At 72.2% G+C, this 23,099-nt stretch carries 20 protein-coding genes and 3 pseudogenes; 14 read left to right on the forward strand and 9 right to left on the reverse strand.

Features of this window, described 5'->3' with window-relative positions; translation table 11 throughout:
- Nucleotides 1-20: 20 nt before the first annotated feature.
- From D5S19_RS32965 to D5S19_RS34105, 3 genes and pseudogenes are all read left to right on the forward strand, one after another.
- A complete protein-coding gene (locus tag D5S19_RS32965) occupies nucleotides 21-653 on the forward strand; it encodes a transposase (RefSeq protein WP_120023042.1) in 633 nt (210 codons plus the stop codon).
- A 76-nt stretch (nucleotides 654-729) separates the two neighbouring features.
- Nucleotides 730-822: pseudogene (locus tag D5S19_RS34310) on the forward strand (transposase); the annotation flags it as partial.
- Nucleotides 823-935: 113 nt separating this feature from the next.
- Entirely contained in the window at nucleotides 936-1,319 is a 384-nt protein-coding gene (locus tag D5S19_RS34105) for a transposase (RefSeq protein WP_407641738.1), read from the forward strand.
- Nucleotides 1,320-1,628: 309 nt separating this feature from the next.
- Here the strand turns inward: D5S19_RS34105 and D5S19_RS09880 are convergent, their stop codons facing one another.
- Genes D5S19_RS09880 through D5S19_RS09890 form a run of 3 tightly spaced genes read right to left on the reverse strand, consistent with a single transcriptional unit; the run spans nucleotide 1,629 to nucleotide 4,482 of the window.
- Complete coding sequence (locus tag D5S19_RS09880) at nucleotides 1,629-2,111, reverse strand: universal stress protein (protein WP_120023043.1); 483 nt, start codon at nucleotides 2,109-2,111, stop codon at nucleotides 1,629-1,631.
- A 29-nt stretch (nucleotides 2,112-2,140) separates the two neighbouring features.
- A complete protein-coding gene (locus tag D5S19_RS09885) occupies nucleotides 2,141-3,067 on the reverse strand; it encodes a galactose-1-phosphate uridylyltransferase (protein WP_120023044.1) in 927 nt (308 codons plus the stop codon).
- Nucleotides 3,064-4,482, reverse strand: a complete 1,419-nt coding sequence (locus tag D5S19_RS09890) for a glycosyltransferase (protein WP_120023045.1) — start codon at nucleotides 4,480-4,482, stop codon at nucleotides 3,064-3,066. The genes D5S19_RS09885 and D5S19_RS09890 overlap by 4 nt, the downstream gene beginning before the upstream one ends.
- A 192-nt stretch (nucleotides 4,483-4,674) precedes the next feature.
- Between D5S19_RS09890 and D5S19_RS09895 the strand changes: the two genes are divergently transcribed.
- The 5 genes and pseudogenes from D5S19_RS09895 to D5S19_RS09915 form a co-directional block, all read left to right on the forward strand.
- Nucleotides 4,675-6,012, forward strand: a complete 1,338-nt coding sequence (locus D5S19_RS09895) for a nicotinate phosphoribosyltransferase (protein ID WP_120023046.1) — start codon at nucleotides 4,675-4,677, stop codon at nucleotides 6,010-6,012.
- Nucleotides 6,013-6,026: 14 nt separating this feature from the next.
- Nucleotides 6,027-6,539: a flavodoxin family protein gene (locus D5S19_RS09900; RefSeq protein ID WP_120023091.1), complete on the forward strand. Its 513-nt coding sequence runs from the start codon at nucleotides 6,027-6,029 to the stop codon at nucleotides 6,537-6,539.
- Nucleotides 6,536-8,320, forward strand: a complete 1,785-nt coding sequence (locus D5S19_RS09905; protein ID WP_120023047.1) for an AMP-dependent synthetase/ligase — start codon at nucleotides 6,536-6,538, stop codon at nucleotides 8,318-8,320. Before D5S19_RS09900 ends, D5S19_RS09905 begins: the two co-directional genes overlap by 4 nt.
- A 551-nt stretch (nucleotides 8,321-8,871) precedes the next feature.
- Nucleotides 8,872-9,141, forward strand: a complete 270-nt coding sequence (locus D5S19_RS09910; protein WP_120023048.1) for a hypothetical protein — start codon at nucleotides 8,872-8,874, stop codon at nucleotides 9,139-9,141.
- 71 nt (nucleotides 9,142-9,212) lie between these two features.
- Nucleotides 9,213-10,541 (forward strand): annotated as a pseudogene (locus D5S19_RS09915) (wax ester/triacylglycerol synthase domain-containing protein); the annotation flags it as partial.
- Here D5S19_RS09915 and D5S19_RS32975 read toward each other — a convergent pair.
- From D5S19_RS32975 to D5S19_RS09930, 3 genes are read right to left on the reverse strand one after another with little or no spacing between them, the layout of a single operon-like run.
- Nucleotides 10,523-11,962, reverse strand: coding sequence for a wax ester/triacylglycerol synthase family O-acyltransferase (locus tag D5S19_RS32975; RefSeq protein ID WP_120023050.1), 1,440 nt, complete (start codon nucleotides 11,960-11,962; stop codon nucleotides 10,523-10,525). The pseudogene D5S19_RS09915 and the gene D5S19_RS32975 sit on opposite strands and share 19 nt — an antisense overlap.
- Before the next feature lie 16 nt (nucleotides 11,963-11,978).
- Nucleotides 11,979-12,668, reverse strand: a complete 690-nt coding sequence (locus D5S19_RS09925; protein WP_120023051.1) for an AMIN-like domain-containing (lipo)protein — start codon at nucleotides 12,666-12,668, stop codon at nucleotides 11,979-11,981.
- 14 nt (nucleotides 12,669-12,682) lie between these two features.
- The gene (locus D5S19_RS09930; protein WP_120023052.1) at nucleotides 12,683-12,943 is read right to left on the reverse strand and encodes an SHOCT domain-containing protein; all 261 of its coding nucleotides are present in this window, start codon (nucleotides 12,941-12,943) and stop codon (nucleotides 12,683-12,685) included.
- Between the two features lie 1,098 nt (nucleotides 12,944-14,041).
- Between D5S19_RS09930 and D5S19_RS09940 the strand changes: the two genes are divergently transcribed.
- Nucleotides 14,042-14,470: a CBS domain-containing protein gene (locus D5S19_RS09940; protein ID WP_120023054.1), complete on the forward strand. Its 429-nt coding sequence runs from the start codon at nucleotides 14,042-14,044 to the stop codon at nucleotides 14,468-14,470.
- Nucleotides 14,471-14,654: 184 nt separating this feature from the next.
- On the opposite strand, the gene D5S19_RS09945 is transcribed toward D5S19_RS09940, so the two are convergent.
- Together D5S19_RS09945 and D5S19_RS32980 are read right to left on the reverse strand one after the other, a co-directional pair.
- Entirely contained in the window at nucleotides 14,655-15,986 is a 1,332-nt protein-coding gene (locus D5S19_RS09945) for a phosphoribosyltransferase family protein (RefSeq protein WP_120023092.1), read from the reverse strand.
- Nucleotides 15,987-16,384: 398 nt separating this feature from the next.
- A pseudogene (locus D5S19_RS32980) lies at nucleotides 16,385-16,728 on the reverse strand (Acg family FMN-binding oxidoreductase); the annotation flags it as partial.
- A 228-nt stretch (nucleotides 16,729-16,956) separates the two neighbouring features.
- Between D5S19_RS32980 and D5S19_RS09955 the strand changes: the two are divergent.
- Genes D5S19_RS09955 through D5S19_RS09970 form a run of 5 tightly spaced genes read left to right on the forward strand, consistent with a single transcriptional unit; the run spans nucleotide 16,957 to nucleotide 21,591 of the window.
- Complete coding sequence (locus tag D5S19_RS09955) at nucleotides 16,957-17,937, forward strand: Acg family FMN-binding oxidoreductase (RefSeq protein ID WP_120023055.1); 981 nt, start codon at nucleotides 16,957-16,959, stop codon at nucleotides 17,935-17,937.
- Nucleotides 17,934-18,851 carry an ABC transporter ATP-binding protein gene (locus D5S19_RS09960; protein ID WP_120023056.1) on the forward strand — a complete coding sequence of 306 codons (918 nt, stop codon included), beginning with the start codon at nucleotides 17,934-17,936 and terminating at the stop codon, nucleotides 18,849-18,851. The genes D5S19_RS09955 and D5S19_RS09960 overlap by 4 nt, the downstream gene beginning before the upstream one ends.
- Nucleotides 18,848-19,744, forward strand: a complete 897-nt coding sequence (locus D5S19_RS32985) for a hypothetical protein (protein WP_233573802.1) — start codon at nucleotides 18,848-18,850, stop codon at nucleotides 19,742-19,744. The genes D5S19_RS09960 and D5S19_RS32985 overlap by 4 nt, the downstream gene beginning before the upstream one ends.
- Nucleotides 19,741-20,436 (forward strand): hypothetical protein, encoded by a 696-nt coding sequence (locus D5S19_RS32990; protein ID WP_233573803.1) that lies wholly within the window; start codon nucleotides 19,741-19,743, stop codon nucleotides 20,434-20,436. Before D5S19_RS32985 ends, D5S19_RS32990 begins: the two co-directional genes overlap by 4 nt.
- Before the next feature lie 12 nt (nucleotides 20,437-20,448).
- Nucleotides 20,449-21,591, forward strand: coding sequence for an MBL fold metallo-hydrolase (locus D5S19_RS09970; protein ID WP_120023057.1), 1,143 nt, complete (start codon nucleotides 20,449-20,451; stop codon nucleotides 21,589-21,591).
- Between the two features lie 791 nt (nucleotides 21,592-22,382).
- Here the strand turns inward: D5S19_RS09970 and D5S19_RS09975 are convergent.
- Nucleotides 22,383-23,018 carry a DUF2267 domain-containing protein gene (locus D5S19_RS09975; RefSeq protein WP_120023058.1) on the reverse strand — a complete coding sequence of 212 codons (636 nt, stop codon included), beginning with the start codon at nucleotides 23,016-23,018 and terminating at the stop codon, nucleotides 22,383-22,385.
- Nucleotides 23,019-23,099 lie beyond the last annotated feature (81 nt).

Below are 23,099 nucleotides of genomic sequence, written 5' to 3' on the forward strand. Positions count from 1 at the left end.
GCGGACGCACTGTCATCGGCATGTCCGCGCGTTCGCGCCCCGCCGAGCAGCCACCCGCTTGTCGAGGACCACCGAGACCCGGCGACGACCGATGTCACTCGCGGTGTGGTCGACGGCGTGTCGCATACTCACGGGCCCGCTCGTCAGGCCAGGATCAGGAGCTTGTGCCAGTCCCGGCTGCCGAGGTCGGTGGAGTGCTTACCGGACGCGTTCCGACCGTGTCTCACCAGCCGCGCGTTTGCCACGTTCGTCGGCTGACCGCGGGGGTGATCGCCGCGCCGGCCCGGCGGACGGTACGCGGCATGCTCGCCGACGCGAGGATGGCCGGGGTGTGGCAGCACCACAGTCGGGCACACCGGTTCTTCGCCACCGCCCGCTGGAGCCTGGACCACGTTGGCCTGATCATATTCGGGTTGGTGGTCGGCTGGCTGACTGCGGCCGGCGCGCCCCTGCTGGTCGCCGTCGATGACACCCCGTTCCGGCGCGGCGGCCGTTACGCCTACGGCGCGTGCCGGGTCCACGACGGGTCCAGGAAAGTGGCCGCCGGGCAGAGGAAGCTGTTCCGCGGCACCACCTTCGTGATCGCGGCGGTCGTGGTGAACCCGCCGTTCGCGCGGCGCCCGATCGCCCGGCCGGTGTTGTTCCGGTTGTAGCGCCCGGTTAGGCCCACCAGGCCCGCCTTGGTCAACGAGTTGATCACCCTGGCGCCCGGCCCGTGACGGCGTACTCGTGGTCGACGAGACCGGATTCTTGAAGAAGGGCACCCGCTCGGCCGGCGTGCAGCGGCGGTACTCCGGTACCGCCGGGCGTATCGAGAACTGCCAATTGGGTGTGTTTCTTGCTTACACCACAAGCAAAGGACGCATGTTGATCGACCTGAACTCTACCTGCCGAAGTCCTGAACCGGTGACCGGCAGCGGTGTCAGGAAGCCGCGATCCCCGACGAGGTCGAGTTCGCCACCAAGCCGGTACTGGCTCAGCGGATGCTCGCTCGGGCGCTGGATGCCGGCGCGCCCGCCGCGTGGGTCACCGCCGACGAAGCCTGGGGAGGCGACTCAACATTCCGTCACTGGCTGGAAACCAGGCGTATCACTATGTCGTCGCGGTCCCCTGCCACCAGACCATTCCCGCCACGGCAGGCACCCCACGGGCCGATGTCTTGGCGTCACGCGCACCTGAGGATGCGTGGAAACGACGCAGCCGCGGCGATGGAGCCAAGGGGCCCCGGCTGTTCGACTGGGCAGTTGCTTCTCTGCCTGTGCATGAAGACACCACGCCGCCGGGCTGGTCCCGTTGGCCGCCGGTGCGCCGATCGTTGACCCCGAACAGCAGGGGCGAACTCGAGCTGGCCTGCTACTTATGTCGCGCCTCACCAGGAACCACCGACGACGACCGATCCGGATCGCTGGCGCCCGGTGGGCGGTCGAGGAGTGTTTCCAGTTCGCCAAGAACGAGGTCGGCCTGGACAACTACCAGGTCCGCCGCTACGACGCCCGGTACCGGCACATCACCCTGGCTCGCCCCTACCTACCTCGCCGTCACTGCTGCGCGCCACTCGAAACACGCTCGTCAGCGGCGACACCCCGGCGGAGCTGGTCGACGACCGGCGAGATGAACCGCAGGCATGTTCAGCCGCCGGTGTTCTTGGCGATCTTGCGGCCCAGCCGGCTTGCCGGGGCCAGCGCGCGCGGCGGAATCACCGTGACTGGGCAGGAGGCGCGGCGCAGGCAGGCTTTGCCGACCGAACCGGTGAGAGCCTCCCTCACCATGCCCTTGCCGTGGCTGCCGACGACGAGCAGCGCGGCGTGGCGGGACTGGTCGATCAGCGTGGCGGCGGCGTCACCTTCGGGCACCGCCGACCGCACCGAGGAGACCGGCACGTTCTTGACCACCCGGGCGATGAGCGCGTCCAGTTCGGCGAGGTGAGCCTTGCGGGCCTCGCCGACGGTGCGGCCTATCGAGAGGTCGTCGAGCAGCGGGTCGTGCAGCCACGCGGACACGACGAGCAGTTCCGAGCCGCTTGCCGAAGCGGCTTCGGCCGCCCAGTACAAGGCGCCCACACTGGCGCCCGAGCCGTCGACGCCGACCACGATGAACCGAGGTGCATTCATGTGCCGTTCCTCCTTCAGGCAAAGCCATTTCAGGACGCGACGGTGGGGGAGACGTGGGTCCGCAACCGGGCCGCGGCGGTTTCCGGCGGCACGGTGATGACCGGGATCCCAGTGGCGAGTTCGAGGCCGGCGGCGATGGTGAGGCGGGGCAGCAGCCGCAGCGACCACGCTGCGAACGGGGCGTCCTCGTACCCGGTGGGAGCGGTCCGGACAACGAGGTTGTACGCGGGGTCGCCGAGTTCCGCGCGCAGCGCGGACAGCACGACTCGCAGAGAATGTGCCAGCGCGTCGATCGTTTCGCGTGGCGCCGTGGCGAAATCAGCATCCAGTGCCCGCGGCAGGAAGGCCACCTCGTAGTCCGCTGTGCTCGCGAACGGGCTGAACGCGACGATCTGTTCGTCGGTGAACACGATCCGGCGTCCGGCGGAGAGCTCGGCGGTGAGCACGTCTTCGGCGAACCGGCGGCCGGTCGCGGCATGGTGCTCGCGGGCGGTCTCGAGGTCCCGGCGAGCCGAATCCGCCAGCACCGGCAGGCCGGTGACCTGGGAATGCGGGTGCGTGAGCGAGACGCCGGCGGCGGCGCCGTGGTTTCGGAAGACCGCCACCTGCGCGGCGCCCGCGCGCAATGCGCGGTGCCGCACCTGCCACGCGGACAGTACGGCGGCCGTCTCGGCCACCGTCCCGGTCGGGATGTCCCAGTCGTGGCGCGGCGATTCGATGACGATCTCATGGTGGTCGGACAGCGCGTACCGGTTCGGCACGGCGCGCACGAGCCAGTCGGCGCCCTCGGACAGCCGCCAGGTCTCCGGCGGGGTGTCCTCGCCGGGACCGGGGCAGAACGGGCACCCGGCGCGGCCGACGTGCGGGCGGTCCCGGCGGCCCGGCGCGAGCACCGACCAGGCCCGTGCCTCGGAATTCCAGCGGAGCTGGCCGCCGTGCCAGGTGTGGGTCGTCACGATCGTCCTTTCCCGGAAGCCGTGAACGTGTCTCGGCAAAGGCCCGAGCAGAACCGGTGCAGGACTCCGTCGCGGCAGGCTGTGAATGACTTGTCGCCGGGCACGACCGACAGCCCGCAGACCGGATCGCGGTCGCCTGACCGGGTCATCAGCGAGCCCGGCGGGTCGCCATGTGCGAGCCCGTCGAGCAGTGCCATTTCGTCGAGCACCAGCCGGGGGAGCAGGAAGTGCCGCCGAACGCGCTGGTGCCCCGCCGCGGCGAGGGCCGCTGCGCGGGCGTGGTCGGCGAGCAGCATGGCCAGTTCGCGGGCGCATTCCTCGACCGAACCGACGAGAACCCCGCCCGCGTTGTCGGCGACTTGCAGCGGGATCCCGCCCGCCCGCCCGGCGACCACCGGCGTGTTCTTCCACAACGCCTCGGAGACCACGAGGCCGAACCCCTCGCGGATCGACTTCTGCACCATCACTTCCGAGGTCCGCTGGAAGGCGTTGACCTCGACATTGCCGACGCCGGTGAGGTTCGTGAACACGTGTACGCCCGAATCGCGCCGGGTCGCGTCGCTGATCATGCGGTAGACGTCCCAAGCCTCGGGATCGTCCAGCGCCATGGATCCGACCAGCGCGAGCTGCAGGCCCGGGATCTCGTCGCGCACCAGCCGATAGGCGTCGATCACCCCGAGGGGGTCCTTCCACGGGTCGAACCGCGACACCTGGGTGATCAGCGGCCGGGCCGGGTCGATCCCGATCCAGTTCAGGACCGCGTGCGCGGTGCGGTCGTCGAGGGAGAGGTTCTTCGGGCTCAGCGGGTCGATCGCGGGCGGGATGACGTCGACGCGGGGGGCCGGCAGCGACGGCGGGACGAAGTCGGCGAGGGTGAACACGGTCGCGTCGTAGTCGTCGGCGAAGGCGCCGAGGTAGTCCCAGGTTTCCGGCTCCGGCTGCGAGGTGTCGATGTGGCAGCGCCAGACCCACTGAGCGGCCGAGACGTCCAGCATGGACCGGATCGCGGCGGGCTGCGGGTCGTGCACGAAAACGAAGTCCCAGTCGCGGAACCCGCGTTCGGCGGCCAGATCGGCCGCGTTGCGGCGCGTGGTCTCCTCGTACACGACGCGTTCGGCTGGCGTGAGCGGTTCCGGCGCGCCCTGCAGCCCATTGTGGATCTTCTTGGTGGCGGCGAAGAACGCCGGCTCGCCGCTGATGATCTTCCAGGTCGCGTGCACGCCGAGGTCCCGGTAGAGCGGGACCGTCGAACGCAGCAGCTCCGACACGCCGCCGCCGTAGGGAGTTGCGCTCAGGTGCAGCACCCGTGCTCCGCGCAGCCGGTCGGCCACCGCCGCGAGTGCGTCGAGGATCCAGCCGGGCGCGACCGTGTGATACGCCGAGACCGACAGTTCGCCGACGTCCACGGTCTGCATCGCAGGCACCTCTCCTCGGACTTGCTCCAGCCAACGTGCCCGGGCCCGCCGGCGGGAAGAGACCAAAGACCCCGGGGTTCGGGACCGAGGGAAGACCGGGGACCATCGTCGCCCGCGCGAGGGACATGCGGCCCTCTCCACACCCGGCGTCCCGCCGCACACTGGGCGCCGGCCGAGCCGGAAGGGACCGCGATGAACGGGCTGCGTACGGATCTGTATGAGGTCAGGATGGCCGTGAGCTATCTGCGCCGGGGCATGACCGGCCCGGCCACATTCAGCCTGTTTGCCCGAGATCTGCCGCGCGAGCGGGGATTCCTGGTGGCGGCCGGGCTGGCGGAAGCGCTGGACGCGCTGCAGTGCTTTCGGTTCGAGCCGGAGGAGCTGGAGTATGTGAGCGAGGGCCTGCGGCTGCCGGCGACCGACGTGGAAGCACTGTCTCGGTTACGGTTCAGCGGCGACGTGCGGGCGATCCCGGAAGGCCGTGTGGTGTTCGCGGGAGAACCGCTGCTGGAGGTCACCGCGCCGCTGCCGGAAGCCCAGCTGGCGGAAACCCTGCTGCTGAACACGGTCACCTTCGCCACAGCCGTCGCCACCAAAGCGGTGCGCTGCCGGCTCGCGGCGCCGGACGCGGAACTGATCGACTTCTCCGCCCGTCGCGCGCACGGTTCCGCCGCGGCGCTGGCCTCTGCCCGGCTGACGGCGCTGGCGGGTTTCTCCAGCACCAGCAACCTCGAGGGTGCTTTCCGGTACGGCTTGCGGCCGGCGGGGACGATGGCGCATGCGTATGTGCAGGCATTTCCGGGCGAGCACGCCGCGTTCCGCGCGTTCGCCGAGGATTTCCCCGCTGCTCCGGTGTTCCTGGTCGACACCATCGACCCGGCGACCGGGATCGCGCATGCGATCGATGTGGTGCGGGAGCTGGATCTGCCGCCGGCGAGCGTCGGCATCCGGCTGGACTCAGGCGATCTCGCGGAGTTGTCCCGCCTGGCCCGCCGGATGCTGGACGACGCCGGCCTCAGCGCGGCGCGGATCATGGCCAGCGGGGGCTTGGACGAGTACGTACTAGAGCGGCTGACCGCGGCCGGGGCGCCGATCGACGCGTACGGGGTCGGCACCGCGGTCGGGGTTTCCTCGGATGCACCGTCTCTGGACACCGCGTACAAGCTCGTGGAGTACGACGGCCGGCCGGTGATGAAGCTGTCGGTGGGGAAACGGACCTTGCCGGGTGCGAAACAGGTCTGGCGGGATCCAGCGGGCGGACCGGATCTGCTGTCCCTGGCCGCCGAACCCCGGCCGGGCGGGGAAGCGATGCTGGTCCCGGCGATGCTGGCCGGCCGTCGGGTCGCGCGACCCGGACTGGCCACGGCGCGGCGGCGGCTCAAGCGGGATCTCGTGTGGCTGCCGTCGTCGGCCCGTCGGCTGCGCGGCCCAGTGCCGATCGACGTGCGGCCGTCGGCCGCGCTGGCCGCGATGGCGGCGGAGGTGGCGGCCGAAATGCCGATCCGGCGGTTGGCCGCGTTGACCCGGTGAAGGAGGAGTCGCGGATGCGAGCGATCGTTGTGTACGAGTCGATGTTCGGCAACACCGAGGAGGTCGCCTACGCGGTCGGCGAAGGGTGCGGCGCTTCGGAGGTTTTCGCGGTGAATCAGGCGCCAGGGGATCTCCGGGGGTATGACCTGCTCGTGGTCGGTGCGCCGACGCACGTCCACGGGCTGAGCCGCCCGTCGACTCGCAAGGCCGCGGCCGAGCAGGAGCAGGGCGGCGCGCGCACCGGCGAACCCGGTCTGCGCGAATGGCTGGGCGCCTTCGCCGCTTTGCCGCCGGCGCTGGAAACGGCGGTCTTCGACACCCGGATCGGCAAGCCCCGCTGGCTGACCGGGTCGGCGGCGCGGAGCGCGGCGAAGATCCTCCGCGATCTCGGCCGTGCGCCGGCTGAGGTGGAGAGCTTCCTGGTCGAGGGCGACGGCCCGGACACGAAGCTGGTCGCTGGGGAGGCGACGCGAGCGCGCGACTGGGGCGCCGGGCTCCGATTGCGCAGACGGGCGAGCCGGGCATGAGCGTCGCAGAGTGCTGCGGCCCGCCCGGCCCCGCGCTCCCGGACGCGGCTGCGATCACCGACGACCTCGAGGAGCTGGCTGCGCGGCAACCCGATCACCCGCTCTTCGCCCGGGAAACCGGGGCCGGCTGGACGGACGTGTCTGCGGGCGAATTCGCCGCCCAAGTGCGCGCGCTCGCGTGCGGGCTGGTCGCGGCGGGAGTGAAGCCGGGCGACCGCGTCGCGATCATGTCGGCGACGAGCTGCGAATGGGTCCGCTGCGACTACGCGATCTGGACCGCGGGAGGCGTTTCCGTTCCGATCTACGAGACCGCGTCGGTGACGCAGGCCCGCTGGATCCTGCGCGACTCCGCCGCGGTGGCGGTGTTCGCCGGCGGGGAAAGATGCGCGCGGGTGGCGGCCGAAGCCGGCGCAAGGCTGGTCTGGCGGACCGACGGCCCGGACCTGGACCGCCTGGCGGCGCTGGGAAGCCGGATCACACCACCGGTACTGGCGCAGCGGCGCGCGGCGGTGCTGGCGGACCATCCGGCGACGATCGTCTACACTTCGGGAACCACCGGCCGGCCGAAGGGCTGCGTGCTGACCCATCGGAATCTGCTCGCCGAGACGGCCGGAGTCCTCGCGGCGCCGGGGATCATCGATCGGGTACTGACGCCGGGCACATCCGTCCTGCTTTTCCTGCCGCTCGCGCACATTCTCACTCGGGTCGTGCAGCTGGCCGCAGTGCGGGCGGGTGCCCGGACCGGCCATCTCGGCGACTTGGCCCGGCTTCCGGCCGTGCTGCGCTCGTTCCGGCCGACGGCGGTGGCGGCCGTTCCGCGTGTTTTCGAGAAACTACGCGACACCGCGGAGCGGGAAGCCGACGGAGGCATCGCGGGCCGGATCTTCCGTGCCGCGGAGCGGACTGCGGTCGCCTGGAGTGAAGCCGAACATCCGGGGCGCCTGCTGTCGTTGCGCCGCTCGCTGTTCGACCGGCTGGTCTATCGCCGGCTGCGGGCCGCGCTCGGCGGCCGCGTGGAGTACGTGGTCAGCGGCGGGGCCGCGCTCTCGCCGCACCTGGCGCATTTCCTCCGTGGCGCGGGGATCCGGATTCTGGAGGGCTACGGGCTCACCGAAACCACCGCTGGTGTCACGCTGAACCTCCCGGGTGCGCAACGGATCGGGACGGTCGGCCGGCCGTTGCCGGGCACCGCGGTCGGGCTCGCGGCGGACGGCGAGATCCTGGTGCGCGGGCCCGCGGTGTTCGCCGGGTACTGGAACGATGAAGCGTCGACCATCGAGGCGACCGCGCCGGGCGGGTGGTTCCGCACCGGCGATCTCGGCTCGCTCGACGACGGCTACCTCACCGTGTCCGGTCGCAAGAAGGACCTGCTGGTGACCGCGAGCGGCAAGAACATCGCCGCCGCCTACTTCGAGGATTCGCTGCGCGCGCACTGGCTGATCGACCAGTGCGTGGTGACCGGGGACCGGCTGCCATTCGTCGGGGCGCTGGTCGCGCTCGACCGGGAGGCGTTCGCCGCCTGGAAGCTCGACCGGGCGAAGCCTGCCGCCGCGACGGTGGCGGACCTGCGCGACGACGCCGATCTGCGCGCCCTGCTGCAGGAGGCGATCGACGAAGTGAACTCCACCGTGTCCGCCGCCGAGACCATCAAACGGTTCCGGGTGCTGGGGGCGGAGTTCAGCGTCGGCGACGAACTGACGCCGACACTGAAGGTCCGCCGCCGCCGGGTGCTGGAGAAGTACTCCGGCGAGGTCGCCGAGCTTTATGCGGCTCGTCAGTGAACTCGGCCAGTAGGTCTCCGGTGCACGGCCCGCACGTCGTGGGCGATGCCGAGCAATGCCGGGTGGACCCGGGCGCGAACGGCGATACGCCCCCCGGCAACGGTGGAAGCTCAGCCGGCCGGCCGGGTCGGTGAGCTGGACCCGGGAGCATGCTCCGGGCATGCCCTGCCGGGCCGGACGCCGAAGGCCGTCACGAGGTTCTCGACGATGACCGGCCGCCGGAACTCCCCGCCGCGCCGAGCGCGAACTCGCGGCCCGGGTGTCGGCCGGGCGGTGCCCATTCGCGACCGGGGCCTTCCGGCCCCGATTTCGTCACCGGCGAGAGGACTTCCTGCCCTGTGCCAAGGCGGTGCGCCCGGAGAGGGTGAACAGGCCGAGCGAAAGGGGACGTCATGGAGATCCCGGTCGCCGCGCCCGGTCGGGTCCGGGAGGAAGCTGGCTTCGAGGAGCCGCACTCCCGCCGGCGGTGGCCGGCGAATGGCTGGTGCTGGTGCCGCGCTGGATCGCGTGCGCCGTGCTGCGGCTCGAATATCCGCTGGTACAGCTATGCCATGCCGGCCAACGACCGCTACCTGCTGTTCACCCAGGCCGCGGTGCCGGACCATCCGGCGTGGCCGGAAGTCGCTCACCCGGAACGGCGTTCCCACGGGCCGGTCCTGGTCGCCGCGGTCTTGTCGCCGTCCCCCGGGAAGTACCCGCGCTCGGTCTCCGATTTCGTGCTCGGCGTGGACCGCCGGGTCCGGCTGGTCGCAGCCCGCGCCTCGCTCCTGACCAGTGTGTACCGACCGTTTCGCCGCGACCGGGGTAGGGCGGAGCCGTGAGCGGAGCCGAGTCCCGGCGGATCGCCGCGCAGGACGCGTTGTGGCTGCGCCTCGACCGGCCGGAGAACCGGATGGTGGTCACGTCGGTGCTGTGGACGGCTGAACCGGTCGACCCGGGACGGCTCCGGTCGCTCGTGGCCGATCGCCTGGTCGCGCGCTACCCGGGGTACTCGCGGCGGCCGGTCGGCGGACGCTGGGTGACCGACCCGGACTTCGACCTCGACCGGCACCTGCTGATCAGCACGCTGCCGGCCCCTGGCACGCGGGAGCAGCTGGAGGAGTTCGTCGCCGCCCGGCGCAGTGGCCCGCTGGATCCGGACCATCCCCTGTGGACGATCGACCTGGTGCGGGGCTACCGGCGGGGCAGCGCGGTCGTCGTGCGGACACACCACGCGATCGCCGACGGAATCCGGCTGACCCAGGTCCTGTTCAGCCTGCTCGATCCGGATCCGGCGGTGACCGCGCTGCCCGCGCGGGTCGGCGGCGCCGCGCCGCGTCGTCCGCCGGTGGCCGACCCGGTGGCCCGCGCCGGAGCGTCGGCCGCCCGCTCGGTCGACGACTTGGCCGCGGCGCTGCAAGCACGCGCCGCGCGGATCGGCCCGGTCGCCGAAACCCTGGTCTCGGTCCCCGCATACGCGGCCGCCGCGGCCACCGGAGTCGCCGCCGCGGCGGCCGGGGCCGCGAGCGGCCTGCTCGGCGGCGTTCCCCGGCAGGTCGCCGGCCGGGTCGCCACGACGGTGACCTCACTGCGGCACAGCGTCGCCGGCCTGACCGGACTGGTGCTCGCGCCGGTGGCCTCGTTCGGGTGGTCGGGGTGGCCAGGCACGGAGAAGACCGCGGCCTGGGGAGATCCGGTGCCGCTCGCGGACCTGTCCGAGCTGGGGCACGCCACCGGCACGACGGTGAACGACGTATGCGCGGCCTTGGTCGCCGGCGCGTTCGACCGGTACCTGGACAGACACCCGGTGGCCGGCGTCCCCGTCGATCTGCCGTGGTTCGTCCCGGTCAGCCTCACCGCGTTCGACGAGGACTTGCCCGCGGAACTGGGCAACCATTTCGCCCTGGTTTTCGCGCGGCTCCCGCGCGGGCGTCGCACGTTCGCCGAACGCCTGACCGAGACTCACCGCCGGATCGCGCGGATCCGGGATTCTTACGAGCCGATGGTGAACTACGCGCTGCAGACCGCCCTGGCCCGCCTCCCGGACCCGGTCGCGGTGCGGACGAGCGAGTTCCTGTCCGCGAAGGCGGTGGGGGTACTGACGAACGTGCCCGGGCCGCGGGCGCCGATGGCACTCGCGGGAGCGCGGGTGGCCGGGATCGTCGGCTGGGCCCCGTGCTCGGGGCGCCAGGCGATCACCGTCTGCGTCTTCAGCTACGCCGGTCAGGTCCGCTTCGGCTTCGGCACCGACCGGCGGTTGCTCCCCGACCCCGGAGAGCTGCTTCGCGCCCTTGAAGAGGAGACGGCGGCCGCCTTGAGCGCGGTGAGGTCGGCGACGGTCGCGTCGGCCAGCACCCGGGGGTCGGGCACTGTCGCGCGGTCGGTGGTCACACCGAAGAAGACCCGGCCGCGGTAGGTCAGCATCGCGATGCCGGTTCGCAGGCCGACGGCGATCGGCACGTACGGGTAGAGCGCGAGGACCTTGTGCCCCGCGATCGCCAGGGTTTCGGCTGGGCCGGGCACGTTCGTGGTCACCGTGACCACGTTGCGGCGGGGCAGCCGCAGCCCGGCGCGCACCGCCCATGCCGCGGGTGCGAACGGTCCGCGCGCGGCCGTGGCCGTCATGAACCTGCCCGCGGTGGCTTCCTTGCCCTCCTTGTGCGCCAACAGCCGCCGATGCACCTGGACCAGCCGCTGCGCGGGGTCCGGCAGGTCGACCGGGAGCAGCGGAAGCAGCAGCGAAACCTCGTTGTCCAGCGTAGGGTCGCCGGGCAGCCGGACGGATACCGGCACCAGGCTCCGCACGCTGTCCGCAGAGGGCTCTTCGCCGTGCCGCAGGAGGATTTCGCGGAGCCCGCCGGTGATCGCGGCGAGCAGCACGTCGTTGACCGTGGTGGTGAAGGCTTCCGCGATGGCGGTCACGCCGGACAGCTCCGCTTGGGCGATCGCATATCCGCAGGGTCCGCTGATTGGTCCGCCGAGCGACGAAGGGCTGACCGGCATGAGGGCCTGCGCCAGCGTCGAGAACCCGCGCGCGACGTCGGTGGTGCGGCGGGCGAGCGCGCGCGGGTGCAGCAGACCGCAGGCGAGCGCACCGGCCTGGGCGAACGGCCCCGTGACCAGGTCGGCGAGGGAGGAGGCCAGTACCCGGAGGGCACCGGGGTCGGGATGCGGGTCGGCCTGGGTCGTGGACGCGGTCTCTCCGAACAGCAACTGCTGAAGACCCGCTGCGGAGACGCCGTCGGCCATGCAGTGATGCACCTTGGCGAGCAGCGCCCACCGGCCGCCGGAAAGCCCGTCCAGCACCCAGAACCGCCACAGCGGCCGGTCCCGGTCGAGCCGTTCGGCCATCAGCGAGGCGACCAGCTCGCACAGTGCGGCCTGATCGTGCGGTTGGGGCACCGACAACCTCTCCACGTGCGCCGCCGGGTCGAAGGAGTCGTCGTCGACCCAGACCGGCGCGCCGAGGTCGAGCGGCACGCGGCGGATCTTCTGGCGGTACCGGGGCACGCGTGGGAGCCTGGCTGCCACCGCCGCGGCGAGCTGCTCCGGAGAGGGCGCCGGCCCTGCCACGATCGCGAGCGACGCGATCGCCAGCGATACCTGCGGATCCTCGTCCTCGATCGCCAGGAACGCCGCGTCCAGTGGACTCAGCCGCTCCATCCTGACCACCTCCGGTTCAGTGCGCGATGTCGGGCACGACCAGCCCGACCTGGTTCGCCTCGTCGAGCAGGGTGAGCACGCGGAACGGGGTTTCGCGCGGGTGCCGACCGCGAACGTGCACTGCCCCTCGAAGAACCCGGCGAAGCGCACCGCGCAGCGAAGGCCGGCCGGCCAGCTGAGCGGCCGGGTAGAGGTGGCCGCCGGTAGCGGCGAGGGTCCGACCGGCCTGGTGCCCGCAGGTGTCGGCGCCTTGTTCGGGGTGCCGGACCACCACTTGCAGCATCGCGGCGCCGCCGACCGGCAGTGGCTTGCCAGAGGCATCCGCAGTCACCGGTGGGAAACACCGGACCGAGTATCCGATCGCGGCGGGGCCGTTGATCGAGAAGTTCACGTGGTCGTAGCAGTCGTGGCGGCCGACCCGGACCAGGTAGAGCGCGTAGTTGGCCGAGCCGGGGGCTTCCTTCTCGCCGGCGCCCCTGCCCGTCGCGGGACAGCCGCGCACGCTGGGCGGAGCGGGGCGGTGGTTGACGGTGCGGTCGAGGTGGGTGGCAGCGGGCGGCCCGGCCGGGGTCTGAGGTGCGGAGCCGGCGATCGTCGGCGGAGCGACGGTCGGCTGCTGCTCGGCGCGGCCGTGCCGGCGCCGTTCTGGCCGCACGCGGCGAGCAACGCCAACCCGGCGGGTGAACGCGGTGGGAATGCGGCGCATCGCGTGTCTCCTCGTCAGCGCAGGAGCGCTTCGCGACGCCGGTCGTATTCTTCCTGGTCGATTTCGCCGCGGGCGAACCGCTGGCGCAGGATCGCTATCGCGTCGTCCGACCCCGACCCCGACCCCGACCCCGACCCCGGACCCGGGCCGCCGACCGGGCGGCGGGCGAGGAACGCGACCACGATCCCGATCGCGGCCACCAGCAGGACCAGTCCGACGATCATGACGACCGGGCCGACCCAGCTGGCGTCGGTTCCGTAATGCCAGTAGGGCATGGCGTCCTCCTCGGGTCAGTACCGCCGGGCCGAGTCGAGCGGCTGGAGCACGTCGGCGACGTCGCGGAGCGGAGTCGTGGGCAGGGGGCTCGCGTCGGCCGCGTGAAGCCGACCGGCCGATCATCACCTCGCGGCCACCCGGGTCCGTCCGTGCCTGTCGCCGCGAAGGATCGGCGTAGGGATACGGTGACCGGTATCCGACAGCGAACCACCAGGGCCGCGAATTGCGCACCGGCGGCGCACAAGGCCAACCCGCCCACGGCGGCGACGAGGTATTCGTCGGGGAGTCCGCGTTCCATGGCGACCTGCCTCGTCGTGTCGTCCGGTGGTCGGTTCGACACTGGCAGCCGGTGGCGGGGGCGAGCAGGGCCGGAATCCCTCCGGGACAGGGACTTTCGCCGTCGATCGAGCGGTTGCACAAGAGCATCGCGGCGGTCGGGTGCAGGCTCGTCGGGCGGCATCACGAGATCTATCTCGGCGACCCCCGGCGGAGCGCGCCGGAGCGGTTGCGCACGATCTTGCGGCAGCCGGTCGAAACTGCTTGAGGTTCCGCCGGAAGTCCCGCGGCCCGGTCCGCTGGTCCCTGGTGGCGGACCGGTCACGGAGCCGATCCCGCGGGGATGAATGAAGCCGTCCGGCAGGGATGCCGCGCGGGCTGGTCGAAAACGCCGTGCCGTCGCAATTCAGGACCAGAGCGAGCCACCTCGGCAGGCCGAACCCGGTTTCGGTCCAGGGGAACCGGCGGCGCGCGCAAGGACCAGGAGGACGGCAGCCGTCACGGCGCCGCGAACGGGCTACCGTCCGATCCAATCGTCAACTGCAGCAACGAGTTCTGCGTTGGTGGCGAAGGTGTGGCGATAGTACTCGCGCGGTCTTCGAGGGTGCGTGGGTCGATGCTCTCGGTCCGGATCTCGGTCATGATCGCCGCGACGGTTTCTCGTTCACCGTCTCGCCGTGTTCCCCCTGACGCGCGGGAAACCGATCCGGGCCGGTCGAGGAGCGTGTCTCACAACGGGGACCTTCGACTCTTATGCGGCCAGTGCCGGCGGGAGCACTCTGCGGAGTCAGGAACATCAGTGGCATTCCACGGGAGGGAAGATGACGGTCGCACAAGACATCATGCACACCGGCGCAACCTGCGTCGGCGAGCACGAGACCCTGCACAACGCCGCGCAGCGGATGCGCGACCTCGACGTCGGAGCATTGCCGATCTGCGGCGAGGACGACCGACTGCGTGGCATCATCACCGATCGCGACATAGTGGTCAAATGTCTCGCCGCCGGCGGTGACCCCCGCACGATGACCGCCGGCCGGCTGGCCGAGGGCGTTCCCTACCTCGTGCGCAGCGACGCCAAGGTCGACGAGGTGCTCGATGTGATGGAGAAACACCAGGTCCGGCGGGTACCTGTGCTCGATGGGCACCGTCTTGTCGGGATGATCAGCGAGGCCGACCTCGCGCGCCACCTGCCCGAGAAGACCGTGGGTCGCTTCGTCGAAGCCATCTGCGCGAGGGCATCGACCACGTAGCCGGCGGGAGGCCCCGGCGCGGCTCGAACGCGAGATCGGCATCGCCCGCCCGCCAAGAAGGCGTTCGACATGGTCGCCGACCGCCGAGGTGAACCGGCACCCGCACGGCCGAGCCCGGCCTGGACGGTGCGGATGCGCGGGTCGTGCGCTTCCGCCGTCCGTCGCTGGGACCGGTGGCCGGGCTTCAGGCCCGCGGCTCGGCTCCAGCGGACGTGAAATGCCGGACGAACCAGTCGCGGGCGAGCTCGGCGACTTCGTCGAGCGCCCCTGGCTCCTCGAACAGGTGAGTCGCACCGGGCACGACGGCCAGGTCACAATCGCAGTGCATCGCGGTCTTCGCGCGCTGGTTGAGACCGAGCACGACTTCGTCGTGACTGCCCACGATCAGCAGCGTGGGAGTGGTGACGGCGGCAAGGCGGCGTGCGGCCAGATCGGGTCTGCCCCCGCGCGACACGACGGCCTGGATGTCGACCTGTGGGTCGGCCGCGGCCCACAGCGCCGCCCCGGCGCCGGTGCTCGCCCCGAAGTATCCGGCTGGCAGGGCGCTGACCTCCGGCTGGTTCGTGAGCCAGCGGGTGACCTGGACAAGGCGGTGGGCGAGCACCTCGATGTCGAAGACGCGGGCACGGTCGAACTCTTCGCCGTGGGTGAGCAGGTCGAACAGCAAAGTGGCGAGCCCGGCCTCGTTGAGGGAGGCGGCGACCTGCCGGTTGCGGGGGCTGTGGCGGCTGCTACCGCTGCCGTGGGCGAAGACGACCACGCCCAGCGGATTTTCGGGAATGGTCAGGTGCCCGGCCAGGAGGACCTGACCGGCCCGTACTTCGACCTCGTCGTCGCGGATCGGCGGATCGTCGGCTGCCGCATCCGGTGGTGCCGGGATTCGCCGCGCCGCGCGGCGCAGCAGGGCGGCGACCTCGTCGTCGGAGGTCTGCCGAAAATCCCGATACCACTGGCCGACAGCGGTGAACGAGGCTGGCGCCGCCAACCAGATCACGTCGTCCGTGTCGGCGCGCAGCGATCGGATCGCCCCCGGGGAGATGACCGGCACGGCGAGGATCACGCGGGCGGCACCCTGCGCTCGGGCGACCTGGCAGGCGGCGCGGGCGGTGGACCCCGTCGCGATTCCGTCGTCGACAATGAGCGCCGTCCGCCCGGTCAGTGCTACCCGGTCTCGTCCGGTGCGGTATTTCTCCACCCGCCGGCGCAGCTCGCCGCGCTCAGCCGTTTCGACGGCGGCCAGTTCCTCGCCACTCACCCCGGCCCGGCGCACGACCTCGTCGTTGACCAGGCGGATGTCGCCTTCGCCGAGGGCACCCAGCGCGAACTCGGACTGGTGGGGCACGCCGAGCTTGCGCACGACGATCACCTCGAGCGGGGCGTCCAGTGCCCGCGCGACCTCGAATGCCACCGGAACACCGCCCCGGGGCAGACCCAATACCACGACGTCCTCACCACGAAAGGCGTCCAGGCGGCGCCCCAGCAGGCGCCCGGCGTCGGTCCGATTCTTGAACGGCATCGCGAGCCTCCCGAACTCACGCGGCACGATCGATACCTGCCAAGCCTGTGATGGCCTCACCGCGGCTGAGCAGAGGCGGCCGTCGCGGTTTCGGGGACTTTGGTCGCCACCTCGGGGTGGAGAGCGCGGGGCTCCTGAACGGCCGGTACCCGTACTGGTCGAAGCCGGCCGGGATGCGTTGCGCCATCGGGTGGTCGAGGCATCGTTCACCCGGGGTTCGGCGAGATGGGCGGCCTGTGCGCGGTCGAGGAGTCAAACGGCCGGCTCGGCGCCGATGACGTTGGTCCGCGGCGGCCCGTCCGCGATGCCAACGACACGCACTTGCCGCCCGCGTCCGGCCGGTGGGTCTCCGAGCGGAAGATCGCCTCCTCGAGCGCCGCCGCGAGCAGGCCCGCATCGGCGGCACAGGTGACGAGCTTGCCGAACAGTGGTTCGTTCCGCCGGAATTGGAGCGCGGCCAAGTGCTCCGGCTCGTCCGGGTGGGCAGGCGGTGGACCTGCGCGTACCAGCCGAGCGCGGCGAAGGCGACGCGAAGGTGATGCAGTGCGGCGCCGCAGCTGATCAGCAGATCCCGCCCGTCAGGGTCGGTTCCGGGCAGCCATCGGGCCGGATCCGCGAACAGGCGCGGGGATCGGTGGCCGGCGGCCCAGCGCCACGGTTGCGTGTTGTGCACCGAGGGCGCGCGGGTGGCCAAAGCGACCGCGCTGCGGACGGTGAGGTCGTCGGGGAGTCCACAATCCATGGCGGGCTGCTTTCGGCTCGTCGGTCCTGTCCTGTCCTGTCCGACTCTCGCCTGGTGCCGCGTCCGTCCGGCGGAGCCGGGTTTCCCCTCAGCCGGGGACTTTCGCCCGGACGGGCCGGGGCGGGGCCGTCCGGCGGGTCGCCGGGGACTTTGTGCCCCGGCGGACGGGGCACGTTCCGGGTGAGCATGAGGCGTACGGGGCGAAGGTCCCCGGTTCCGGGAGCGACCATGATCACCACGGCCCTGACCCCGTCCGAGCGTGAGGTGCTCGCCCGCGCGGTGAGCCGGGCTCCCTCGGTCCACAACACCCAGCCCTGGCGGCTGCGGATCCGGGAGTCCGACGTGGACCTGATCGAGCGCACCGACCTCGCGGTGCCCGGCCACGACCCGGACGGCCGGGACCGGCTGCTGTCCTGCGGCGCGGCGCTCGCGCATGTCGAGCTCGCACTCGCGGTGCTCGGCCGGACGGTCACGACGGTGCGTGCGGCGGAAGGCCCCCTCGTCGCGACTGTCCACATCGGACGTGGCCAGCGGCCGACATACACCGGTCTCGCCCGGTACCGGGCGATCGGGCGGCGGCACAGCCATCGGGCGCGGTTCTCGGCGGACCCGGTCGGCGAGGCGGATTTCGCGGCGGTGACCGCGGCCGCCGAGCTGCCCGGCACCTACGTGGCCGAGCCGTGCGACCTTATGGCACTGGCAGAACTGATGGGGTTCGCCACCAGGGTGTACCGCGCGGACGCGGCATACCAGCGGGAGCTGGCTGTCTGGACCGCGCACACCGAGGGCAGCACCGCGGTCGGGGACGGAATCCCGGAAGCGGCTTTCGGCACTGGGCCGCCGCCCTACGCCGGCCTGGTACGCCGGGACACCCCGGTCCCGGACGACGCGCGTCTCGCGGCCTGGCTCGCGGCGGAGCGGCTTGTCTTGCTCTGTACCCACACCGATGCCCGGCCGGACGTGGTCGGGGCGGGCATCGCGCTGGAGCGGGCCTGGCTGGAGGCGACGGCGCGCGGCCTCGCCGGCTCGGTGCTCACCCAGCCGCTGCACCTGGCCGGAGTACGCGACGCGCTGGTCGAGCGCCTGCGGTTGCCCGGCCTGCCACAGGTGATCCTGCGCTTCGGACGTCCGGAGCTGCCGTCGCCGCCGTCCCCGCGGCGCCCGCCCGGCGAGCTCATCATCGATGATTCCTGGGGAGGACCGGCATGACCGACGTACGATCCTCGGCTCCCGTGATCGACATTTCGGGTCTGCGCAAGACATTCGGCCGTACCTGCGCCTTGGCCGGGCTCGACCTGACTGTGGCCGCAGGAGAGGTGCACGGCTTCCTGGGGCCGAACGGGGCGGGCAAGACGACCACGTTGCGGCTGCTGCTCGGCCTGCTGCGTGCCGACGCGGGCAGGATGCGCCTGTTCGGCGGCGATCCGTGGCGGGACGCGGTGGCGTTGCACCGGCGTCTGGCGTATGTACCGGGTGACGTGGCGCTCTGGCCGAATCTGACCGGCGGGGAGACGATCGACCTGCTGGGCCGGCTGCGCGGCGGGCTCGACCCGCTGCGGCGGAGGCGGTACCTGCAGCTGTTCGAGCTGGATCCGGCCACCCGGGTCCGGGCCTACTCGAAGGGCAACCGGCAGAAGGTCGCGGTGGTGGCCGCGCTGGCGGCGGACGCGGAACTGCTGCTGCTGGACGAGCCGACCGCGGGGCTCGACCCGCTGATGGCCGAGCAGTTCCGGCGGTGCGTGCGCGAGGAACGCGATCGTGGCCGTACGGTCCTGCTGTCCAGCCACATCCTGGCCGAGGCCGAGGCGTTGTGCGACCGGGTGAGCATCCTGCGCGCGGGAAGAGTCGTCGACAGCGGCAGTCTCGATCAGCTCCGGCATCTGACGCGGACCGCGCTGACCGTCCGGCTCGGCGGGCCGGTCGACGGGCTGGCTCGGCTGCCGGGCGTGCACGATCTCGCCGCGGTGGACGGTGAGGTACGGCTGACCGTCGACAACGGCGAGCTGGCGGCGGTGCTCGGGGAGCTGAGCCGCCGCGGGGTGCGCAACCTCGTGAGCCGGCCGCCGACACTGGAGGAGCTGTTCCTCCGGCACTACCGGGAGCCGGAAGCGGTGGCGGGGTGAACGGGCTGGCCGGGGCCGGGGGCCTGCTTCGGCTGGCGCTGCGGCGGGACCGGGTGCGCATTCCCGTGTGGACAGTCGTCGCGGCGGTGACGACCGCCGGGGCCGCGGCTGCGACCGCCGGGGTATACCCGACCGCGGCGGACCGTGCTTCCGCAGTGGCGGCGATCAACGGGGTGCCCGCACTGGTGGCGCTGTACGGGCCGGTCTCGCAGCCCACCGAAGGGGCGACCGCGGTGTTCAAGCTGACCATGTTCGGCGCTGCTGTGGTGGCCGTGCTGACGACACTCACCGTCGTGCGGCACACCCGGGCGGACGAGGAGTCAGGGCGATGGGAGTTGCTCCGTGGCGCCGCGGTGGGCCGGTACGCCGGTCTCGCCGCGGCCGGGGCGGCTCTCGGGGCGACCGCCACCGGGCTCGGCCTTGGTGCGGCGCTCGGCCTGGTGCTCGCCGGCCTGCCGGCCGGTGGCTCGTTCGTGTTCGGGCTCGGCTGGACGGCGACCGGCCTGGTTTTCGGTGGGTTCGCGGCCGTCATGGCGCAGCTCAGCCGGGGCGCGCGAGCAGCGTCCGAGGCGACGCTGACCATGCTGGTGGCGGCTTACCTGCTGCGGGCGGCCGGCGACACGGCCGGCCCGAAATGGCTGTCCTGGCTGTCCCCGGTCGGCTGGCCGGGCCTGGCGGAACCCTACGCCGGCGACCGCTGGTGGGTGCTGACCCTGCCGCTCGGGACGCTGGTCCTGGCCGGCGTGGCCGCGATCTCGCTCTCGCGCGGGCGTGAGCTGGGCGGCGGCCTGGTCACCACCCGGCGCGGAGCGGATCGGGCGGGCCGGTTCCTGTCCGGTCCGGTGGGCTGTTCTGGCGGCTGGACCGGAGCGCGGTTCTGGCGTGGACCATGATCTTCGTGGCGCTCGGGCTGGTCGCGGGCAGCCTCGCCGGTTCGCTCGGCCCCTTCTTCGCCACCGGCCAGGCGCGGCGGATGATCGCCGCGCTGGGCGGTCAGCAGGCGCTGACCGACGCCTTCCTGGCCGCTGAGTTCGGGGTATCCGGAGTGCTCGTGTCCGCGTTCGCGATCGTCCTCATCGGACGGTTGCGAACGGAGGAACACGCCGGGCGCCTGGCGCCGTTGCTGGCGGCGCCGCTCTCGCGTCGGCGCCTGCTGTCGGGCTCTCTGGTGATCGTCCTGGCCGGGACGGCGATTCCGCTGTTGCTGGCGGGGCTCGGAGCCGGTCTGGTCCGGGGTGCGCGGGAGGGCGACGTCGGGGCGGAACTGGTGCGGCTGTCCGGTGCGTCGCTGGTGCAGTTGCCTGCGGTGTGGGTGCTTACCGGGTTGGCGCTGGCGGTATTCGGGCGCGCGCCGCGGGCGGGCTGGTTCGGCTGGGCGGCGCTGGCGGCCTTCCTGGTGCTCGGGGAGTTCGGTTCGTTGTTCCACTTCCCCAGGTGGGTATGGGGGATCTCGCCGTATGCGCACCTGCCGCGTCTGCCGGGTTCGGCTGTGCCGGCCGGGCCGCTGCTGTGGCTGGCCGCGGTGGCCGTGGTGCTCGGCGGGGTGGGATTCGCCGCCTTCGGCCGGCGCGACCTGACTGCGTGAGGAGGCGGGAGCGTGCTGCTGACCTTCACCGGGGCCGGGGTCCTGATCGAGACGCCGGAGAACCGGATCCTGTGGGGCTGTGGTGGCGAGGGGCCGCGACCGTCCGGCCTGGACGCGGTCGTCCTGCCGGACGCGACGCTCGCGCGGTGCGGCGGTCTGCCGGTTCTGGCGGGACGCGGCTGGGCGGGACCTGTGTACGCCTCGGCGCGGACCATCGCGCTGGTGCCGCCGATTCTGGCGGAAGCGGCCCGCGCGAACATCGAGGACGAGAGGGAGGCCGCGGCTGTGGGCTGGCCCGGATCGGCCGCGGCGTTCGGTGAGGTGGAGGCGAAACGTGCCGCCGCGTTGCTGACCTGTCCCGATCCAGGTGCTTTCGGGCCAGGGCTCCGGCTGGAGTTCGGCGACGCCGGCGGTGTCGCCGGTGCGAGCTGGGCCCGCTTGAGAGTCGGGGAGCGCGTCGCGCTGTTCGCGCCGGTGCTGGGTGTCAAACCCGAGCCCAGGCCGAGTGCGGACACGGTGGTCCTGACCGTGCCGCCGTATCACGACGGCGAGGCACCCGACGCGGGAAGACTGGCCGGGGTGGTGCACCGCGCGGTGGCACGCGGCGGCAGCGTCCTGATCGCGGTGTCCGGGGGTGGGCCGGTCGCGGTCGTCGAGGCGACCTTGGCCGAGCTGATGGCCGAGGGCGCGGCCCCGCGGCTGCCGATCGTGCGCGACAGCGCCCTGGAGCCGGCGATCCGGCCCACGGTGGCCACTCCGGGCGCGCCGCACGTGGTGCTGGCCGGGCCGGAGTCGGGAGCGGCCGGCCGGGCCAGGGCCTTGCTGGCCCGGATGCTGCCGGACCCGAGGCACGCGGTGGTGTTCGCCGGCCCTGTCGCGCCGGAAACTCCGGCGGCCCGGCTGACGGCGGGCGCGCGACAGGTGAAGCTGCTGGGGCGGTACCTGCCGGCCCGGGCCGAGATCACCCGGATCGGCGATTTCGGCGTGACCGCCCGCGATCGGGAATTCCTGGCCTGGGCGGCGGCCGGTCCTGTCCCGGGCACGGCGTTCGTGCTCGGCGAACCGGCCCGTGCCACGGTGCTGGCCAGGACCCTGCACGCCGAGGAGAACTGGTGCGCGGTCGTGCCCTCCCCCGGGGAACGGGTCCTGTGCTGAGAGCGCACGGGTGGGCGTTACTCCCGCGTGGCCGCTCTGGTCCGGCAGGCCGAGCATGAGCAGCGGATGCATCCGGAGCTCCGTGTGGAGGCGGAGTAGTGGACGGGGCGTCCGGTGGGCGGTTCGGACGGTGTGCCGACTGCCGCGTTCGGGCCGGTGACGAGGGTCCCGCCGGTGGTGTCGTCGCGGTCTTCTGCGGAGAATTCCGGTTGTGTCGCCGCGTCCGTTCGAGCGGGTCCCTTTCGCCGGCCGATGATCGGGGAACGGCCGCGGGATGCGTGCGGACTCGTCTTGCGGCCGGTCCTGCTCGCCGCGACGGTGGATGGGCTGACGACATCATTCGTCGGCCCGCTTCCGGAGTTGTCCGGGGGCTGGGCCACGCTCGTGCTTTGCTGCGTTCCGGATAGGGCTACTCGGTGCGGACGACCGGGTGCCGCTCGATGGCGGAGGTGACTGATATCCGGGAGCCGGCGCGCTGATCGTCCGGTGCGGCCGGGCAACGGGGGCACTCTCTTTCGGTGGTCTCCGTCGGTCCACAGCAGATCTCCGCGGCGCGGCCGGCCGCGCGGCACCGCGACCTTGCTCGCCGACGGGCCGCCGTGTGAATCCCTATCGGTACCGGCGGTGGCGGCAAGAGCGGTTCGCTGAGCAGCCGAAGCGGATCCACCCGTGAGGCCGGCATGTCGGGGTCGACGATGGTCGTCGCGAACGTGTCACCCCGGGCCGGGGTTCGGTTCGCGGGCCGGGGTGTCCACAATGGATCGAATCCGGAGTGGCGCGGTCACCGCGAGTCAGGTCGGGACGTCCTCTTGCGCCAGCAGGATCCGGTGTGCTTCCTGGGCGGCTTTCGCCGCCCGGTCCGCGCTGGGCTCACCGTCGGGAAGCAGTTCCAGGCCGCGCGCGAGCGTGCCGAGCGCGTCGGTCAACGTCGCCACCTGGTCTTCGAGCGCGTTGACGCGGAGATGTTCGGCGGAAGCCGGGCGCGGTGGCCGGTCCGGGGTGACCTGGGCGCCGTCGAGCTGCGCCCGGAGGCTTTCCGGTAGCAGGGTGAAGACGTGCTCGAGCTGACCGGGCGAGCACAACCGGGCGAACGCGGCGGAGATCGCACTGGCGGTCGGTGGCACGTCGGAGGGGCTGATGGTGGCCTCGCTCGCGAACCGGGCGACGAACGCGGCGGCGTCGTAGCGGGTCGGTGCCCGGCCGGGGTTCCACCCGTCGAAGTAGATGCCCCGCAGCAGTTCGGGCAGCTGTGCGGCGAAATGCGCCGCGCTGTCGACGGTGAGCCGGTCGCGGACGAGGTGCAGCCAGGTGCGTACCACCCGGTGAACATAAGGGAGATCCTGGGTGTCCAGGTGCCTGGCGATGGCGGCATACCAGCGTTGCGCGGTCTGGTGTGCCCGGGCGAGCGGATCGGGATGACCGGTCATCGTTTCTCCTTCCGGAACAGCTCCTTCCCACGGTCGGCGCCGGTCGTGGGACGCGACAGAGGCGAAGTTCCCCGGGCCGGG

Origin of the sequence: Amycolatopsis panacis, assembly GCF_003600245.1 — a bacterium.
Taxonomy (GTDB): domain Bacteria; phylum Actinomycetota; class Actinomycetes; order Mycobacteriales; family Pseudonocardiaceae; genus Amycolatopsis; species Amycolatopsis sulphurea.